The following is a 16,410-nucleotide window of genomic DNA, read 5'->3' as shown; positions in this document are numbered from 1 at the left end:
ATGACAGGGGCCCCAAGGGGCCCCTTTCAGATGATGGGGACGAGGGGGACGCCGCCGCAACTTGCCAGAAGGACAAGCAGGGCGGTCAGCATGGCGATGCGGATCATACGAATTTCCTTTCCACGATGACGGAGCCCACGGAATAGCCGGCGCCGAAGGAGCAGATCAGGCCGATATCGCCCGTCTCCATGTCCTCGGAGAACTTGGAAAAGGCGATGATGGAACCGGCTGAGGACGTGTTGGCATAGTCCTGCAGGATATTGGGCTGTTCCTCGGGCGTAGGTACGCGTCCCATGACCTTCTTGCCGATGAAATCGTTCATCGTCTTGTTGGCCTGGTGCAGCCAGATCCGCTTCAGGTCTTCCTTGGCGATCCCCTCGTCGGCCATGTGCGCGGCGATATGGGCGCTGACCATCGGTAGCACCTGTTTGAAAACCTTGCGGCCCTCCTGCATGAAGAGCATGTCGCGGCGGTCTTGCATGTGGCCATTGCGGGTACGGCGCAGGAAGCCGTTATTGTTGCGGATATTGTTGGAAAACTCGGTGGCCAGCCGCGTCGAGCGGATGGTGAAATGCGGCCCCTTGGCGTCTTCCTCGCGCTCCAGCAGCACGGCGGTGCAGACGTCACCGAAGATGAAATGGCAGTCCCGGTCGCGCCATTCGAGATGGGCCGAGCAGATTTCGGGGTTGACCACCAGCGCCTTGCGGATGGAGCCGGCGCGGATCATGTCGGCCGCGGCCTGTATTCCGAAAGTGGCGGAGGAACAGGCGACATTCATGTCGAAGCCGAAACCGCCGCAGCCGAGCAGTTTCTGGATCTCGACCGCGATGGCCGGGTAGGCGCGCTCGTGGTTGGAGGCCGCGCAGAGCACGGCATCGACCTCGGCGGCGTCAACGCCCGCCTGTTCGAGCGCCTTGGTGCAGGCATCCACGGCCATTTCGGCCATGACGCCCGGCTCCTCGTCCGAGCGCTCCCGAAGGATCGGCGCCATGACCTCAGGGTCGAGCACGCCGGATTTGTTCAGCACGTAACGGTTTTCGATACCGGAGGCGGCGATGATGAACTCGGTGGAGGAATGCTGTATCGCCTCCATCTCGCCCGCGGCGATGGCGTCGGCATTTTCCGCGTTCATGCGGTCGGCATAGGCGTTGAAGGCCGCGACCAACTCATCATTGGTGATGATCTCAGAGGGCGTGAAGACCCCCGTTCCGGTGATCGCTGGCTGATACATCGCGGGACTCCTTGTCGATCCCCGTCAAAGAGCCTTTGTTTACGGGAAGGTCAAGAGGGGCTGGCATCAGCGGAAGCGGGACCGGGGCCTTCGCGGCAAGAAAATGCCGGGCGGTTCCCTGAGACGCGACCGCAATGAGAGGCCAGGCCGTGACACAGCAGAGCGGGAGAGCCAATGGGCGACGGTCGGCCCCTCAGTTCAGGTGTAAAAGCCGCTCCTCGAGACTGTTGGCCAACAGGTCCATGGGCAGCGTTTCGCCGAGCCAGTCCAGAAGGGGGAGCAGGCCGGCAGGGTTTCGGTCGAAATCGGCGTGGTCGATGAGAAAGCTGCGTTCCGGATTGGCTGCATGCGCCTTGTGGAAACGCTCGATCGTCATTTCCAGAACATCTGTCACCACGTCCTGGTCCCGGTCCTGCCACCAACCGGATTGAGAGGCCTCCACCGGGTCGCGCGTGAGAAAGATGATATGCGGATCTTCGAAATAGCGGAGCATGAAGCCCAGAACAGCGTCGAAATTCCGGTCCGTCAGCGTCTCGTCGGTATAGTTGATTTCCTTGAACCCGGTGATCCGGGTCCCTTCGGGCGGGTTTAGCACGTTGCGCGCAAAACTTTGGGCGAGCGAGCGGGCAAAATCGTCCGGGTTGGCCTCATCGATGCCGTACCACGGGTTTCCTGTCAGCCGCGCGCGGTTTCCCGAGCGTTCCCGGTGCCGGTCCGCGAGGGTCTCGGCCGCCTCAGCGAGGCTGCAAAGAAGCGCGCCGTTCTGCCCCCGGATACAGGCACCCTCGATGGCGTTGAGCGTCTTGAGCAAGGCGGTGGAGCCGGTACGGCCGAAAGTGACGATGAAAATATGCTTCATGAAACCGGATCCTGGAAACTTCGGCCGTGGCGTAGCATGCGTGGGCGTGGGCCGATAGGGAGGGCGCAACCGAAATATGCTTGTGTGAGCGGGCTTTGGGCTTGGTGCGCGAAGCGGCAGTGCCTAGGTTTCTTGCATCAAGGTTTTTTGGGAGCATGAACGGCATGGATGGAGTTTCGCAGGCGGAAACGATGGTTTTCTCGGGCTGGCTGATCGCGATCGTGATCGGGGCCATCGCGGGGTGGCTGGCTGGCAAACTGGTGGCGGGGGGTGGTTTCGGCTTCCTTGCCAATACCGTTCTGGGGATCGGAGGCGCGATCCTTGCCAATTGGGCGCTGCCGATGATCGGTCTGAGCTTCGGGAGCGGCTTTTTCGGCTCTGTCGTTGCAGCCTCTCTAGGAGCGGCCGCTGTGTTGCTGTTGATCCGGATCATCAAGCGGGTTTGAGGCTGAAGCCGTTCAGGCGCGGGAAAACTGTCCGAGGAAATCCGCGAGATTGTCCGTGTGGTGATCGATATGGGGCGCGGGCGCCGGGTCCGGCGCAACATGGATCGTCCGCATTCCCATCTCGAACGGCGCGGCGAGGTTGCGCGGGTCGTCCTCGAACATGGCGGCAAAAGCCGGGTTCAGCCCGTCGGTGGCAAAGACCGCCTCGAATGCAACGCGCTCCGGTTTCGGATGAAATCCGGCATGTTCCACGCCATAAATCGCGTCGAACAGCCCCTCCAGGCCGCGCGCGGCGACAACCCGTTCGGCATAGGGGCGCGAGCCGTTGGTATAGACGATGCGCCGGCCGGGCAGGGCGCGGATGCCGCTGGCAAGGGCCGGGTCCTGTACCAGGTGGCTCAGGTCGATCTCGTGGACTTCGTGCAGGTAGGGCCCCGGGTCGACCCCATGTTCGCGCATGAGCCCGGCCAGCGTGGTGCCGTATTGGGCCCAATAATACTTGCGCAGCCGGTCGGCCTCGTTCCGGTCAACCGAAAGCGTGCGCATCACCCAGTCGGTCATGCGAACCTCGATCTGATCGAACAGCCGCGCCTGCGGCGGATAGAGCGTGTTGTCCAGGTCGAAGACCCAAGTCGTCACGTGAGAGAAGCGATCGGTCACCATGGAGCGAAACCTATGTACGAGCGAAGGCAGGCGCAAGCGAAGCTGTTGCCACAGTATCGCGGCGCATGGCTTCGACTTCTTGAATAAACATGCGATTGCTGTAGCTTATGCGCCTCGAAGCAGAGGAAACGGGATGTCGAACGAAAAACCGGCTCAGAAGGATGCCTATGACCTGATTCTGGAGGCGATTGACGTCGGTATCTACAAGCCCGGCGACCGGCTGGTCGAATCCGAGTTGGCCGAGCGGTTCGGCGTCTCCCGCACGCCGATCCGGGAGGCGTTGCAGCGGCTGGAGACGCAATCACTCTTGGCACGCGATGGGCGCAGCCTGATCGTTGCCTCGCTCGATCACAACCAGCTGGCCGAGCTTTACGTCGTGCGGTCCGAGCTGGAGGGGCTCGCCGCCCGTCTGGCCGCCCGTCACGCAGCGGTCGAGGAGGTGCGCGTGATGGAGCAGATGATCGTGGCGGACCGCAAGCTGATCAACGACCCGTCCGCACTGGCCCGCGCCAATCGCCGTTTCCACCGACAGATCCACCTGGCCTCTCATAACCGCTACCTCGTCCAGCAGCTCGACCTCGTCTACCGTTCGATGGCGCTGATGGCGACAACCTCGCTGGCCGCCGAGGGGCGGGGCGAGACGGCGATGGCGGAGCACGAAGCGATCGTTTCCGCGATCAAGGCGCGGGAAGAACAGGCCGCCTATGACGCGCTGAAGGCCCATATCTCCAACGCTTTCATCGAACGGCTGACGCAGGACAGCGAGGCGTCCAAGGCGCTTTGACGGCTGGAGGGCGAGCGCGATCAGATCATCGGATCGGGCGTGACCGGATCGGGCTCGGTGGCCTCGTCATGCAGGCCGTGCCGGGTCTTGTCCCAGTAGAACGGATTGGTCAGGATCTCGAAAAACGCCTTGTAGGAGGCGATGGCTGCGAGCGGGAAATAGGCATGCAGGGTTGGCACCCAAACCATGAGAAACCGCCGCCCGCGTTGGTTCACAGCAAAAAGCCCGAGAGTGATGGTGATCGCTTCGGAAAACACGAACAGCGCGATCATCGACAGGTACAGGCCGGGAGGGATGAGGCCCTGCAGCGGGTGGGGCAGATCGAAAGCCAGTAGCCAGAAGGACCACAGAACCGGCGCCAGCAGGAACTGCGACAGCGTTCCGAGAAACAGCACCTGGAACCCGGCGAATTGCCAGGCGCCCAGTTCGCGCCAAAGCTGCACGGGGTTGCGCATATGCACGGCCCAGGTCATGGCATAGCCCTTGAGCCAGCGCGAGCGTTGCTTGATCCACGGCAGGACCCGGCAATTCGCTTCCTCACGGGTGGTGGTGTCCACCATTTCCGTCCGGTAGCCCATTCGGACCAGCCGCATGCCGAGATCGGCATCTTCGGTCACGTTATGCGCGTCCCATCCGCCCAGATTTTCGAGCGCGGCACGACGGAAATATAGCGTGGTGCCACCGAGCGGCAGGGCCAGTTTCATCTTTTGCAGGCCCGGAAGAACGACGCCGAACCAACTCGCATATTCGATGGTGAAGCAACGGCTGAGCCAGTTGGTGCGGGCGTTGTAGTAATCCAGTCGCCCTTGCAGGCAAGCCACCTCCGGTCCGCGATCGTGGAAGTGCCGCACGACCTTGTGCAACTGGTCGGCATCGGGGGCATCCTCGGCATCCCAGACGCCGATGATCTGGCCCTTGCAGAAATCCAGCGCGTAGTTCAGCGCGCGCGGCTTGGTCTGCACGCCGCCGGCCGGGACAACGACCACCCGCATCCAGTGCGGCAGTTCCGTGCATTCGAGAACCGCCTGTGTTTGCGTATCCGTCTGTTCCACGACCAGCAGGATATCCATCAGCTCCTTTGGATAGGCCAGCCGTTCCAGCCGTTTCACCAGCTTTTCCGCGATATTCTCCTCCATGAAGAGTGGCACCATGACCGAAACGGTCGGCAGCCGGGCGATGGTCGGCCCCTTGCGGCGGATCGTATGAAAGATGTCCGGGCGATTGCCGGCGCGCTGCCGAACGGCGAAAAAGAGCGCCGCCGTCTTGAGCGCGAGCGTGACAGCCAGGGTGCCGATCGCCCATGCGGCGAGCAGGGAAAAGGTGACAACGGGCCGGAACGCCCCGGCAACCGCCATCAGCACCAGCAGCAGCGTGACGATCCGGGCCGTCCTGCGCCCGTTCCACGCGCGACAGGACAGGTTCAGATCCACGCGTTGCTCGGCACGTTCGGCCAACAGCGGGTTGCGAACAAGCGTAATGGCGCGGTGCAGCTCCGGATCCGTTGTCAGCGCCATCCGGACCTTTCCAAAAAGCGCCTCGAGTTCGTCCCGGAAGATGGCAAAGCGCTCCGGCCGCGTGGTGGCGACGATGACGCTCTGCCCGTCGCGGCGCCATGGCACCAGACCGTTGCTCAGGCAGCGCGTTGCCCCGTAGGCGTCGATCAGGTCGGTTTCGGGGGGCAAGGTATCCAGGTCGGCCACATCCGCCTGCCATTGCTCGGACAGGACCGCCAAGAGCGCCGATTGCGTGACCATGCCGTTGGACAGCAGAATGTCGCCCAGGCGCGCATCCTGCCGGGCCTGCATCGCCAGCGCCTTGACCAGGTCGCCCGGCTTGACCGCGCCACGATGGATCAGACGCTGACCCACTAGGTCCTTGGCTGGCGCACCGCCCTCGATGACGCGCGGTTCGCTGCGAATGGTGCGAAAGCGCGGCGGGTCCGACGGCTTGACCAGGTTGGTCAGTTGCGAAAGGCGTGTGGGCGCTGTCATCTGCGAGTCGGAATCCCTGCGGTTGGGACGACTCTGTGAACAGCGTGGTTAAGGAGCGGTTAACCTATATGCGCAGATTGCGCGCAGAGGGTCAGGCTGTGACCTTCCGCGCGTCCATTGCAGCGGCGAAACGTTCGAACAGGTAGAAGCTGTCCTGCGGGCCGGGGCTGGCCTCGGGGTGGTACTGCACCGAGAAGACCGGGCGCTCGGCCATGCGGATGCCGCAGTTCGAGCCGTCGAACAGCGAGACATGCGTCTCGACCACGCCTTGCGGCAGGGTTTGGCTATCCACGGTGAAGCCATGGTTCATCGAGGTGATCTCGACCTTGCCGGTCTCCAGGTCCTTGACCGGGTGGTTCGCGCCGTGATGGCCGTGGTTCATCTTGATCGTCCGCGCACCAAGGGCGAGGGCGAGCATCTGGTGGCCGAGGCAGATGCCGAAGACCGGAAGGTCCGTTTTCTCCAGCACGTCCTTGATCATCGGAACGGCATATTTCCCCGTTGCTGCCGGATCGCCCGGACCGTTGGACAGGAAGACGCCGTCGGGGTCATGGGCGAGAACCTCTTCGGAGGTGGCGGTGGCCGGCAGCACGGTCACATCGCAGCCCACCGATGCCAGGCAGCGCAGGATGTTGCGCTTGGCGCCGAAATCGAGCGCGACGACCTTGAATTTCGGTTCGGTCTGCGGCGTGTAGCCTTCCGGCCAGGCCCACCGCATCTCGTCCCAGCGATAGCTCTGCGCGCAGGTCACGTCCTTGGCGAGGTCGAGCCCGACAAGTCCGGGGAAGCCACGGGCCGCCTTGACCAGCGCGGCAATGTCGAAATTGCCCTCCGGGTCGTGCGCCAGTGCCACATGGGGCGAACCTTGCTGCCGGATGGCGCGGGTCAGCCGCCGAGTGTCCACGCCGCCGATTCCAATCCGGCCGCGCCGTTCGAGCCAGGGCTTGAGGTTCTCGGCTGAGCGCCAGTTGGAGGGTTCGGTCGGATCCCACTTCACGACCATGCCGGCGGCGACCGGGTCGCCCGTCTCGTCATCGTCCGGGTTCACGCCGACATTGCCCACATGCGGGAAGGTGAAGGTGACGATCTGGCCGGCATAGGAGGGGTCGGTCATGATCTCCTGGTAGCCGGTCATCGCCGTGTTGAAGCACAGCTCGGCCACCGTCTGACCGGTTGCTCCGAAGCCCTGTCCGTAAAACAGCGTTCCATCGGCGAGGGCAAGGCAAGCGGTGGGCTTGGACTGGGGCATCTGGCAACTCCTGCGGGCAAATCGGCGGCAAACTATGTGGCGGGCGGCGGGGCGTCAAGGCAGAGCGAACGGGCGTTTCGAGAGCGGGCATCGGTGGGGCCGCGTTTGGGCGATTCCGCTCGCGGCTTGCCAGATGCCGCCGAAACCACTATCACCCCCGCCCGTGGTTGGGGAACCCAAGGATATCCGAAATGATGCAGCTCAGAGACCGTGTAAGTGCAGGCCTGAAGGACGCGATGCGCAACAAGCAGGCCGACAGGCTTTCGACTCTGCGCCTGATTACGGCCGCGATCAAGGACCGCGACATTGCCACCCGCGCCGAAGGCGCCACGGAAGGCGCTACGGATGCCGATGTGCTCCAGATCCTCGGCAAGATGGTCAAGCAGCGGCAGGAAAGCGCGCGGGCCTATGAAGAGGGCGGACGGCTGGAACTGGCCGAGAAGGAACGCAATGAAATCCTCGTTCTGGAGGAATTCCTGCCGCGCCAACTCGACGAGGAAGAGGTCGAGAAGGCCATTGCCGAGGCCATTGCCGCCACCGGCGCGGAGAGCATCCGCGACATGGGCAAGGTCATGGGCGCACTCAAGGCAAAATATACAGGCCAGATGGATTTCGGTTCCGTCGGACCGCGGGTGAAATCTCAGCTCGGCTGAACGCGAAAGGGTTCCGCATGGCGGATCTGCTTGTTCGAGACAGCGCGCCGGGGGACTTGCCGGCAATCCAGAAGATCTATGCCTACGAGGTTCTGCATGGGCTGGCCACCTTCGAGGAGGTTCCGCCCTCGGCCGAGGAACTGGGCACCCGCCGGCTGGCCGTGATCGAGATGGGGCTGCCCCATCTGGTGGCCGAACGCGAAGGCGAGGTTCTCGGCTATGCCTATGCCGGGCTCTATCGTCCGCGCCCGGCCTATCGAAACACCGTGGAGGATTCGGTCTATGTCTCGGAGACCGCGCGCGGGCAGGGTGTCGGTCGGGCGCTGCTGGCGGAACTGGTCGCGCGCTGCGAGGCCGGATGGCGACGCCAGATGATCGCGGTGATCGGCAACAGCGCCAATCGCGGCTCCATCGAGCTGCATCGGGCGCTGGGCTTCGAGGAGATCGGCACGCTCAAGGCCGTAGGCTTCAAGCACGGCCAATGGGTGGACACCGTCTACATGCAGCGCGCGTTGGGGGAAGGCAGCCAGACGCTGCAATCGCCGCCCGCGGAAGGCTAAGCGCCACTAATAGCGCGTGGCGACCGGTGACAGGACCTTGAGATAGGCGGTAATCGCCACGAGGTCGCTCTGCGGCAGATGGGTCAGGTCGATGGGCGGAGTGTGGTAGGAGGCGCATCCGCCCGCCCAGAAGACCAGCTCACCGTTGGCCCGGGAAACTGCCGCAGCAGGCTCCGACACCTCGCAGGCGGCGGGCAATAGAAGGGCTGTAGCGCTGAGGATTCGGGCCGCCTTGCGCATCGGCCGCCCCTACCAGCGGCTTAGGGTGTAATTGACGCTGAAAGCGATCTGGTTGCTGGGAATGTCGGTTTCCAGCCAGCCACCATATTGCAGGTCCACATCAATCCAGAACATGGCGGTCTTCAATTCGCCGTACACGCTCCAGCGATCGTTGATGCGAGCCTCCAGCCCGACCAGCGCCAGCGCCGAGAAGCCGCCGAACTGCTACCAGATCTGCGGCGTGCCCGGGCTTGCCGAAAACAGGCCGCAGGCTATGGTCGACTAAATCTTCAACCGAACCGCGGGCGAGCCGAAACGTGCCACTGATCATCGCCGACACCTTTGCCGACAGCCTCGAGAAGCTGACCAAGCAGGAACAATCCGCCGTCAAGCAGACGGCCTTCGATTTGCAAGTGAATCCAGACAATCCGGGGCTGTCCTTCCACCGGATCGACAAGTCGAAGGACAAGTATTTCTGGTCTGTTCGCGTCAACCGCGAGTTGCGGGTGATTATCCACAAGCGCGGAGGTTCCGTCCTGTTGGCCTATGTCGATCATCACGACGACGCCTACAAATGGGCCGAGAAACGGAAGCTCGAGGTTCATCCGCGCACCGGGGCCGCCCAGATCTTGGTGCTGCGCGAGCGGGTGGAGGAGGTCGTGATCCGGCGCGTCGTGGAGCAGACGGTCGCGAAACCGCCGCTCTTCGCCTCCGAGAACGACGATACATTGCTCGATTGCGGCGTGCCCGAGGACTGGTTCGACGAGGTTCGCAAGGCGACGGAGGACACGCTGCTCGACATTTGCCGATTCCTGCCGGAGGAGGCCTCGGAAGCGCTGCTGAACCTAGCCACCGGGCATCGGCCGGAGAAACGGGCGCGTCCTGTTGATGCGGACCCGTTCCAGCACCCGGATGCCAAGCGGCGTTTCTGGGCGCTGAACGAAGGGCAGGACTTGCGCGAGGCGATCAAGGCGAGTTGGGAGAAGATGAACCTGAAGGTGGACCGGAGCCAACGCGATCTGGTGTCAGGCTATTTCGCGCGCGGCCGCACGAACGAGGAGCGGGAGGCCGACAGGGCGGACAGGGATTTCTCCGATCCCGACGCGCTCGTCTTCCGCCGCAAGAAACGCGGGCCTATGGGGTCTCTGTGACCCGTATCAAGCCTTGTAAACGCAGTGACATGATACAGGCGTGGAAAGTTGTAAGGGGCGGCGATTCATGCCGGTAGAAATAGAGGTTACATTTTGTCCCGTCGGCTCCGATCTCGACCGGTTGAAGGCAGGTTTCCGAGAATATGAACTATCGGTCATGCCGGGGCTGCCGCCCGAATCCGAAGACAGGCGGTGCGCTGCCTTTGCCCGTTCCGAAACAGGAGAGATCAAAGGCGGGATTGAGGCCAATATCTACTGGGATGGTCTCGAAATCGAATTGTTGTGGGTTGCGCCCGAGCATCGGGGAGAGGGCTTGGGGCGGCAATTGCTGTCACAGGTCGAGCAGGCCGCGATTGCACGGGGCGCGGGCATCGCTTTTCTCAAGACAGTTGGGGCGTGTGGCTTCTACGAGGCCATGGGTTACGAGGTCTATGGCGTGCTCGAAGACCGCCCGAAAGGGACGCTGCTCTATCACATGAAGAAGCGTCTGCACCCGTGAGGCGTTGTCCGTTCGGGTTCACGCCATCGGGAATTCCGCCTCGATCCGCGCGAGCGTGCCGGGATCGGTGACCGGGAAGCGCTTCACGTAGCGGGTCTTGAAGCCCACCCGCCCGCGACGCTTGCCGAAATTCTCCCCATGATTGACCACGTAGAGCACCGCTTCCTGTTGCAGTGGGCTCAGCCGACGACCGGCCAGCGAGGCCAGATAGGGGAACATGCGGTGTTCATGGCTCGTGACGGCGGCGAGGTATTCGGCGTCGCGCTGGTCCCGGCTGAAGTCGAAGCGGAAGGCGGCGCACGAGCCGCACATCTTCCAGAACGCCTTGCGGCCCGGGTGCAGCAGCGTCTGCGGTGCGCAGAGGCCGATTTCGCGGCTTTGCGCATCCAATACCCAGCCGCGGGTAACGAGATAGCCGCCGCGCTGCTTGCGCTCAATCATCTCGGCAACGGCACCGGGGGCCAGCATGTCATCGGCATCGAAGGGCATGGCATAGCCGGAGGCGACACCCAAATCGGGCAGGGCGCGGAACAGCGCTTCCAGCTTGGCCCATTTGTCGTTGCCTTCGAAAGGTTTGGTAAAGGGCAGGAAACGAACCTGCTCGTCGAAACAGATTCCCTCCGGGCGATCCTGACCGCAGATGACGGCCTGCCAGCGATTGCTGCTCTGGCGGCGGAAGCTTTCGACGGTGTCGGCCAGCCGCTCCTCGATCTTGCACCAGTCATCGACATGATGGCGACCGACGAGCGGGGTCAGGAACACGACGGCCGGGTTCTGTACAGGGCCGGGGCGGGAATGGGCGCGCCGCTCCAGCGCCTCCTGCTCGGACCATTGCGTCGCCAGCTTTTCATAGGTCCAGCGCGGACCGAGTGTTGCCGCCGCGGCCTGGATCAGCACCCGGCGCGGTTTCGGAGTGGCGGGAACCTGTGACATTGCGATCTACCCCCTGCTCGGCAGGTATCGCGCCAGTTCGTTGTAGAGGTCAACGCGCTCATCGTCGCTGAGGAAGGATCCGATCTCGACCTCGCGGTTTGCCCCGCGCAAGGTTACGTAATTGGTCACCGGTCCACCCTTCTCGTGCAACTTGACCTCGACCCAATGCGGGTTGGCCTCCCAGTCCTGCGTGGCCCCGTGGCGGGAATGCCGCTCAAGCCGTACCTTGTCCTCCCAGATCCGCAACTCCTCCAGCACCTCGCCGTCGCGATAGCTCCTCTGGATCGCCCAGTAGAGCAGCCCAAGCGTCCCCATCAAGAAGGGCAGAAGCCCCCAGAGCACCGGCGAGCCGATGGCAGGGTAGAGGGGCAGGAGCAGCAGCAGGAAGGTGCCGCCGATGAAGGCTGCGAAGCCACGTTTGGGCAGGGAGCGGTGCGGCCACAGGTGCAGCTCGCGCAGGGGGGGCTGCTGGTCGGCGGGGTCAGGGGATATCCATTCGTAGGGCATGGCGGGGCCTGATTGGTCTACTTGAAGCGAAGGTCCAGAGGGGGCTTCGCCCCTGCCGCGGCAAGGCGCGCCTCTCCCCCAGGATATTTCCAGAAAGAGGATCTCTTGTGCGAGCTATCATCCTGTTTCCGGAAACATCCGCGCCGAAGGCAAGATTCGAAGGATCGTCTCGCGCACCCGAATTGCTGCAAACTCCGCAACGCGGAACTACGGGTGCATCTGCTCGCCAATTGAAAAGGGCCCCGGCGTTTCCACCGGGGCCCTCCGATCTCATCCGAGCGGGATCAGTGGGCCAGCCTCAGTGAGCGGCGCCCTTGTCCCATTCCTCCTGCTTCGGGAGCGTCTCGAAAGTGTGCTCCGGCGGCGGGCAGGGCAGGGTCCACTCCAGCGTGTCCGCGTGCTCGTTCCAGTAGTTTGCCTCGGTGATCTTCTCGCCTTTCCGCAAGGTGACATAGACGATGTAGAAGAACAGCAGGAAGGAGGCGAAGCTGAGCATTGCGCCCATTGACGACACGTAGTTCCAGGTGGCGAAGGCCTCCGGATAGTCGATATAGCGGCGCGGCATGCCCTGGCGGCCAAGGAAGTGCTGCGGGAAGAAGGTCAGGTTCACCCCGATGAAGAACAGCCAGAAATGCACCTTGCCCAGGAACTCGGGGTACTGACGGCCCGACATCTTGCCGATGTAGAAATAGACCCCGGCAAAGATGGTGAAGGCCGCTCCCATGGACATCGTGTAGTGGAAGTGGGCGACCACGTAATAGGTGTCGTGATAGGCCCGGTCGACGCCCGCCTGGGACAGGACAACGCCGGTCACACCACCAATAGTGAAGAGCAGCAGGAAGCCGATGGCAAAGAGCATGGGCGTCTTGAATTCCAGCGAACCGCCCCACATCGTGGCGATCCAACTGAAGATCTTGATGCCGGTTGGCACCGCGATCACCATCGTTGCGAGCATGAAGTAGCTCTGCTGGCTGAGCGACAGGCCCACCGTGTACATGTGGTGTGCCCAGACGACAAAGCCCAGAACGCCGATCGCGACCATCGCATAGACCATCGGCAGATAGCCGAAGATCGGCTTGCGCGAGAAAGTCGCGATGACGTGGGAGGCGATGCCGAAGCCCGGCACGATCACGATGTAGACCTCGGGGTGACCGAAGAACCACAGGATGTGCTGGTACAGGATCGGGTCGCCGCCACCGGCGGGATCGAAGAAGGTAGTGCCGAAATTGCGGTCCGTCAGCAGCATGGTGATCGCGCCGGCCAGAACGGGCAAGCTCAGGAGAATCAGCCAGGCGGTGACGAAGATCGACCAGGCAAAGAGCGGCACCTTGTGCAGCGTCATGCCCGGTGCGCGCATGTTGAGGAAGGTGGTGATCATGTTGATCGCGCCGAGAATCGAGCTGGCGCCCGAAACGTGCACGGCGAAGATCGCGAGATCCATCGACAAGCCACCTTCGCGCACGGAAAGTGGCGGATAGAGCACCCAGCCCACGCCGGAGCCGAGCTGGCCGTTGCCGCCGGGCGAGAGCACCGAACAGACCGCCAGCGTACAACCGGCAGCGTAGAGCCAGAAGCTCAGGTTATTGAGCCGCGGGAACGCCATGTCCGGCGCGCCGATCTGCAACGGCATGAAATAGTTGCCAAAACCGCCGAAAAGCGCCGGGATGACGACGAAGAACATCATCAGGATTCCGTGGGCGGTGATCAGCACGTTCCAGATATGTCCGTTCGGCGTACAGCCTTCAGTCGAACTGGCGAAGAGCCGGAAGCCTTCCATGCACATGTGCTGGACGCCCGGCGTCATCAGCTCGATGCGCATCAGCACGGTGAAGAAGACGGCAATGAAGCCGACGGCGGCCGAGACGATCAGGTAGAGAATCCCGATGTCCTTGTGGTTGGTGGACATGAACCAGCGGGTGAAAAATCCCCGCTCGTCTTCATGGTCATGCCCATGAATGGCAGCATCGGCCATGCATTTCCTCCGGTAATTTGTCCTGTTTATCTGGGCATACCTTTCCCGAGGTGTGCCCGCGCGTCCGACGGCTACCCTAGGGCGATAGGGCAGAGGCGGCAACATTCAATATGCGCGATACGAAACATTATTGCGGATGCGGGATTTCGCCCTGGCGGGCGTTGCGCCGGGATCATGGCGGGAAATCGTTCCACCCCGCGCCGCTCGCAGCTAAGACAGGGCTATCCATTCCCTTTGCCGGAACTCTGCGATGTCTGCTTGCCTCCGTACCGTTGTCACAGGATGTTCCGGCGCCCTCGGCGACGCCGTCTGCCAGGCGCTTCTCCGACGCGGCGACCGGGTGGTCGGGCTCGATCGCACACCGAGCGGTCGAGAGGGGATGAGCTTTCTGCCCTTCGATCTCGGCGATGCCGATTCCGTCACCGGTGCGGTCCGGCAAGCGAACGAACAGCTCGGCGGTATCGATGCGCTGGTCCATGCCGCCGGTGTCATGTGGACATCGAACTTCCTCGACACCACGGAGGCGGATCTACGCGGGCATCTCGATGTCAACCTGATCGGCGCTTTCCGGGTGGTTCGGGACGTCGCGCGCTGCATGGTCGATGCTGAAGCCAGTGGGCATGGGCGGGGCGGGCGCATCGTGCTCGTGACCTCGCTGCATGGCCGGATCGGTGTGCCGCAGCGCTCGGCCTATGCGGCCTCGAAAGGCGCGCTGGAAGCGCTTGGCCGCGTGGCCGCCGCGGAACTCGCGCAGCACCGGATCCGGGTCAACATGCTGGCGCCGGGTGCCGTTGACGGCGGTATGCAGCCCAATCCGGGCAGCCGCGCCCATTGGATCGATGCGACGCCCATCCATCGTGTCGCGACCACGCAGGAGGTCGGGCGCGCCGCTGCTCTGCTCACCTCGGACGATGCAAGTTTCATCACCGGCCAGACCATTGCGATTGACGGCGGGGTCACCAACCTGCGCCCATTTGGCCTTCCATCGGGCGTGTGATGAGGAGCGCCGTCTTCATGGGCGGCGGCAATGGATGCGGATTTATCGAAAGTACCTGTTCACCAGCTGATTCGAGGGAGATCCGGAGCGGGTGAGGGATACGTTCTCGCGTCCGTTGCTTTGGGTTTCAAAGCATAGGTAGCGCTTCCGGCGGAAGCGGAACTATCTGAAAATTAGTCGATTTTTCGGAAAATCAAGCGGCTTGATCATTATTTGGACTCTGAGAATACGCATAGATGACGTAAACTAAGCGTGATTTCCGCAGTTGTGTCATCCGGGGGTAGTTCGATGCGTATTTCCATTCTCACTTCAGCCATTGTCATGTGCGCGGTCGCGCTTTGTCCCGCGCCCCAAGCCAATGCCGGTTCAGGTGATGCCGTCGCCGGAGCCATTATCGGCGGCATTATCGGCAGCGCCATTGCCAGCCAGCCGCGCCAGAAGACCTATACCAAGAGAACTTATACGAAGAAGTCGAGCGTCTCTTCGGCGCAGCGGGCTGAGAACCGCTCGGTCCAGCACGCCTTGAACTATTTCGGCTTCAATGCTGGTTCGGCTGATGGTGTGATGGGGCGCAATTCCCGTTCCGCCGTCTCGGGCTACCAGGCGATTCTGGGCTATCCGGCCACTGGGCAGCTGACCACATATGAGAAGGATTTTCTTCTTACCTCGCATAACCGCGCGCTGGCCGGCGGGCCGGCGACCAGTCAGTTGATCGCGGCGAACCCGATGGGAACGCGCGGACTGCTGCTCACCTATCGCGATCAGGCTGCCGGCATTGTGACCGCGCAGCCGGGAACCGTTATCGCGGCACCGCCCGTGGCGACTGTGGTCGCGGCGCCCCCGGCGGCACCGCAGGCCACCGGCCCGGCAGCCGTAACTGCAGGGGTCGCGGGGGCCGTGGCCGGGGCGGCCAATACCCAGCTCGCCGCCGCTGCCTCCAAGGCGCCGCAGATGCCGTCCTTCTTCGGAAATGTCGGCCAGCGGTCGCTCGCCTCGCATTGCAACGCCGTGAACCTGATGACCAATGCCAAGGGCGGTTTCACCGACGTGTCGCAGATGTCCGATCCGACGATCGTGCTCAACGAGCAGTTTTGTCTCGCGCGGACCTATGCGATCGCCCAGAGCGAGAAGCTCTTGAGCCAGGTGCAGGGCGTCAGTGCCGCGGATGTTACGGCGCAATGCAAGCAACTCGCACCGCTGCTCAAGGAACAGGTCGCTTCCGTTTCCGTCAATAACCGCCCGGCCGTGATCGACAAGGTCTCCTCTTTCGTGCTTTCCACCGGCATGGCGCCGAACCAGATGGCGCAGACGGCGCGGATCTGCCTCGGCGACGGTTACCGGGTGGATGACATGGATGTGGCCTTGGCCTCGGCCCTGATCCTCGTCGTTCTGGGCGAGCCGGTCTACGGCGAGCTTCTCGGGCATCACCTGACCGCCGGTTTCGGGACATCCTCGCGGGTCGATCTCGCTTATGAATGGTATCAGGCCAGTTCGGATGCCGTCGCGCGCGGCGCGACGCAGGTCTTTGCGCCGGGACAAAGCGGGCGCACCGAGCTTATCCTGACCGCGGCGACGGAGATGCGGGGCGGCGGTTCTGGTGCGGCGGTGGGGACCGCGCCGCAGCCGGCAGCCGCAAATTCGTTGCCGAGCTTCAACATCGCGCAATAGCGCGGACAGGCTTTTCCGAAAAGGAACC

Annotated in this window: 17 protein-coding genes; 8 read left to right on the top strand and 9 right to left on the bottom strand. The window is 63.0% G+C overall.

All coding sequences use genetic code 11. From position 1 onward, the window contains the following. Nucleotides 1-103: 103 nt before the first annotated feature. Together AX756_RS03150 and AX756_RS03145 are read right to left on the bottom strand one after the other, a co-directional pair. Nucleotides 104-1,231 carry a beta-ketoacyl-ACP synthase III gene (locus AX756_RS03150; protein WP_068308564.1) on the bottom strand — a complete coding sequence of 376 codons (1,128 nt, stop codon included), beginning with the start codon at nucleotides 1,229-1,231 and terminating at the stop codon, nucleotides 104-106. Nucleotides 1,232-1,424: 193 nt separating this feature from the next. Beyond that, nucleotides 1,425-2,090, bottom strand: a complete 666-nt coding sequence (locus AX756_RS03145) for a sulfotransferase (protein WP_068308562.1) — start codon at nucleotides 2,088-2,090, stop codon at nucleotides 1,425-1,427. A 164-nt stretch (nucleotides 2,091-2,254) separates the two neighbouring features. Here AX756_RS03145 and AX756_RS03140 point away from each other — a divergent pair, with 164 nt between their 5' ends. Continuing rightward, on the top strand, nucleotides 2,255-2,536 hold the full coding sequence (locus AX756_RS03140) for a GlsB/YeaQ/YmgE family stress response membrane protein (protein WP_197431049.1): 282 nt from the start codon (nucleotides 2,255-2,257) through the stop codon (nucleotides 2,534-2,536). 12 nt (nucleotides 2,537-2,548) lie between these two features. Here the strand turns inward: AX756_RS03140 and AX756_RS03135 are convergent, their stop codons facing one another. After that, a complete protein-coding gene (locus AX756_RS03135; protein WP_068308560.1) occupies nucleotides 2,549-3,199 on the bottom strand; it encodes a pyrimidine 5'-nucleotidase in 651 nt (216 codons plus the stop codon). A gap of 133 nt (nucleotides 3,200-3,332) precedes the next feature. Here AX756_RS03135 and AX756_RS03130 point away from each other — a divergent pair, with 133 nt between their 5' ends. Then, on the top strand, nucleotides 3,333-3,983 hold the full coding sequence (locus AX756_RS03130) for a GntR family transcriptional regulator (protein ID WP_068308556.1): 651 nt from the start codon (nucleotides 3,333-3,335) through the stop codon (nucleotides 3,981-3,983). A 20-nt stretch (nucleotides 3,984-4,003) separates the two neighbouring features. Here AX756_RS03130 and AX756_RS03125 read toward each other — a convergent pair whose 3' ends face one another. Continuing rightward, nucleotides 4,004-5,974: a glycosyltransferase gene (locus AX756_RS03125; RefSeq protein ID WP_082738908.1), complete on the bottom strand. Its 1,971-nt coding sequence runs from the start codon at nucleotides 5,972-5,974 to the stop codon at nucleotides 4,004-4,006. A 91-nt stretch (nucleotides 5,975-6,065) separates the two neighbouring features. Further along, the gene (gene carA / locus AX756_RS03120) at nucleotides 6,066-7,223 is read right to left on the bottom strand and encodes a glutamine-hydrolyzing carbamoyl-phosphate synthase small subunit (protein WP_068308554.1); all 1,158 of its coding nucleotides are present in this window, start codon (nucleotides 7,221-7,223) and stop codon (nucleotides 6,066-6,068) included. 194 nt (nucleotides 7,224-7,417) lie between these two features. On the opposite strand from carA, the gene AX756_RS03115 reads away from it, so the two are divergent. Together AX756_RS03115 and AX756_RS03110 are read left to right on the top strand one after the other, a co-directional pair. Next, on the top strand, nucleotides 7,418-7,876 hold the full coding sequence (locus AX756_RS03115; RefSeq protein ID WP_068309044.1) for a GatB/YqeY domain-containing protein: 459 nt from the start codon (nucleotides 7,418-7,420) through the stop codon (nucleotides 7,874-7,876). A 17-nt stretch (nucleotides 7,877-7,893) separates the two neighbouring features. After that, on the top strand, nucleotides 7,894-8,436 hold the full coding sequence (locus AX756_RS03110; protein WP_068308552.1) for a GNAT family N-acetyltransferase: 543 nt from the start codon (nucleotides 7,894-7,896) through the stop codon (nucleotides 8,434-8,436). 6 nt (nucleotides 8,437-8,442) lie between these two features. Here AX756_RS03110 and AX756_RS03105 read toward each other — a convergent pair whose 3' ends face one another. Continuing rightward, on the bottom strand, nucleotides 8,443-8,616 hold the full coding sequence (locus AX756_RS03105; RefSeq protein WP_156461376.1) for a hypothetical protein: 174 nt from the start codon (nucleotides 8,614-8,616) through the stop codon (nucleotides 8,443-8,445). A 356-nt stretch (nucleotides 8,617-8,972) separates the two neighbouring features. Here AX756_RS03105 and AX756_RS03100 point away from each other — a divergent pair, with 356 nt between their 5' ends. Together AX756_RS03100 and AX756_RS03095 are read left to right on the top strand one after the other, a co-directional pair. After that, the gene (locus tag AX756_RS03100; RefSeq protein ID WP_068308548.1) at nucleotides 8,973-9,806 is read left to right on the top strand and encodes a type II toxin-antitoxin system RelE family toxin; all 834 of its coding nucleotides are present in this window, start codon (nucleotides 8,973-8,975) and stop codon (nucleotides 9,804-9,806) included. Between the two features lie 67 nt (nucleotides 9,807-9,873). Next, nucleotides 9,874-10,305 (top strand): GNAT family N-acetyltransferase, encoded by a 432-nt coding sequence (locus AX756_RS03095; protein ID WP_082738907.1) that lies wholly within the window; start codon nucleotides 9,874-9,876, stop codon nucleotides 10,303-10,305. Between the two features lie 18 nt (nucleotides 10,306-10,323). On the opposite strand, the gene AX756_RS03090 is transcribed toward AX756_RS03095, so the two are convergent. The 3 genes from AX756_RS03090 to ctaD all read right to left on the bottom strand — a co-directional run bounded on the left by AX756_RS03090 (nucleotide 10,324) and on the right by ctaD (nucleotide 13,717). Continuing rightward, a complete protein-coding gene (locus AX756_RS03090; RefSeq protein ID WP_068308546.1) occupies nucleotides 10,324-11,238 on the bottom strand; it encodes a glycosyltransferase family protein in 915 nt (304 codons plus the stop codon). 6 nt (nucleotides 11,239-11,244) lie between these two features. Continuing rightward, nucleotides 11,245-11,745, bottom strand: a complete 501-nt coding sequence (locus AX756_RS03085; RefSeq protein WP_068308544.1) for a DUF2244 domain-containing protein — start codon at nucleotides 11,743-11,745, stop codon at nucleotides 11,245-11,247. Nucleotides 11,746-12,043: 298 nt separating this feature from the next. After that, nucleotides 12,044-13,717, bottom strand: coding sequence for a cytochrome c oxidase subunit I (gene ctaD, locus AX756_RS03080; RefSeq protein WP_068308542.1), 1,674 nt, complete (start codon nucleotides 13,715-13,717; stop codon nucleotides 12,044-12,046). Nucleotides 13,718-13,967: 250 nt separating this feature from the next. Between ctaD and AX756_RS03075 the strand changes: the two genes are divergently transcribed. Together AX756_RS03075 and AX756_RS03070 are read left to right on the top strand one after the other, a co-directional pair. Continuing rightward, the gene (locus tag AX756_RS03075; RefSeq protein WP_082738906.1) at nucleotides 13,968-14,714 is read left to right on the top strand and encodes an SDR family NAD(P)-dependent oxidoreductase; all 747 of its coding nucleotides are present in this window, start codon (nucleotides 13,968-13,970) and stop codon (nucleotides 14,712-14,714) included. 288 nt (nucleotides 14,715-15,002) lie between these two features. Then, nucleotides 15,003-16,382: a peptidoglycan-binding domain-containing protein gene (locus AX756_RS03070; RefSeq protein WP_082738905.1), complete on the top strand. Its 1,380-nt coding sequence runs from the start codon at nucleotides 15,003-15,005 to the stop codon at nucleotides 16,380-16,382. Nucleotides 16,383-16,410 lie beyond the last annotated feature (28 nt).

This window comes from Aliiruegeria sabulilitoris (assembly GCF_001558155.1).
GTDB lineage: Bacteria > Pseudomonadota > Alphaproteobacteria > Rhodobacterales > Rhodobacteraceae > Tropicimonas > Tropicimonas sabulilitoris.
The sequence above is the reverse complement of the archived record's forward strand: the minus strand, read 5'-3'. Positions and strand labels throughout refer to the sequence as shown.

Excerpts from the sequence above, each read along its gene's own strand:
- AX756_RS03150 (WP_068308564.1), bottom strand. The coding sequence starts at position 1,231 with ATGTATCAGCCAGCGATCACCGGAACGGGGGTCTTCACGCCCTCTGAG.
- AX756_RS03145 (WP_068308562.1), bottom strand. The coding sequence starts at position 2,090 with ATGAAGCATATTTTCATCGTCACTTTCGGCCGTACCGGCTCCACCGCC.
- AX756_RS03140 (WP_197431049.1), top strand. The coding sequence starts at position 2,255 with ATGGATGGAGTTTCGCAGGCGGAAACGATGGTTTTCTCGGGCTGGCTG.
- AX756_RS03135 (WP_068308560.1), bottom strand. The coding sequence starts at position 3,199 with ATGGTGACCGATCGCTTCTCTCACGTGACGACTTGGGTCTTCGACCTG.
- AX756_RS03130 (WP_068308556.1), top strand. The coding sequence starts at position 3,333 with ATGTCGAACGAAAAACCGGCTCAGAAGGATGCCTATGACCTGATTCTG.
- AX756_RS03125 (WP_082738908.1), bottom strand. The coding sequence starts at position 5,974 with ATGACAGCGCCCACACGCCTTTCGCAACTGACCAACCTGGTCAAGCCG.
- carA (WP_068308554.1), bottom strand. The coding sequence starts at position 7,223 with ATGCCCCAGTCCAAGCCCACCGCTTGCCTTGCCCTCGCCGATGGAACG.
- AX756_RS03115 (WP_068309044.1), top strand. The coding sequence starts at position 7,418 with ATGCAGCTCAGAGACCGTGTAAGTGCAGGCCTGAAGGACGCGATGCGC.
- AX756_RS03110 (WP_068308552.1), top strand. The coding sequence starts at position 7,894 with ATGGCGGATCTGCTTGTTCGAGACAGCGCGCCGGGGGACTTGCCGGCA.
- AX756_RS03095 (WP_082738907.1), top strand. The coding sequence starts at position 9,874 with ATGCCGGTAGAAATAGAGGTTACATTTTGTCCCGTCGGCTCCGATCTC.
- AX756_RS03090 (WP_068308546.1), bottom strand. The coding sequence starts at position 11,238 with ATGTCACAGGTTCCCGCCACTCCGAAACCGCGCCGGGTGCTGATCCAG.
- AX756_RS03085 (WP_068308544.1), bottom strand. The coding sequence starts at position 11,745 with ATGCCCTACGAATGGATATCCCCTGACCCCGCCGACCAGCAGCCCCCC.
- ctaD (WP_068308542.1), bottom strand. The coding sequence starts at position 13,717 with ATGGCCGATGCTGCCATTCATGGGCATGACCATGAAGACGAGCGGGGA.
- AX756_RS03075 (WP_082738906.1), top strand. The coding sequence starts at position 13,968 with ATGTCTGCTTGCCTCCGTACCGTTGTCACAGGATGTTCCGGCGCCCTC.
- AX756_RS03070 (WP_082738905.1), top strand. The coding sequence starts at position 15,003 with ATGCGTATTTCCATTCTCACTTCAGCCATTGTCATGTGCGCGGTCGCG.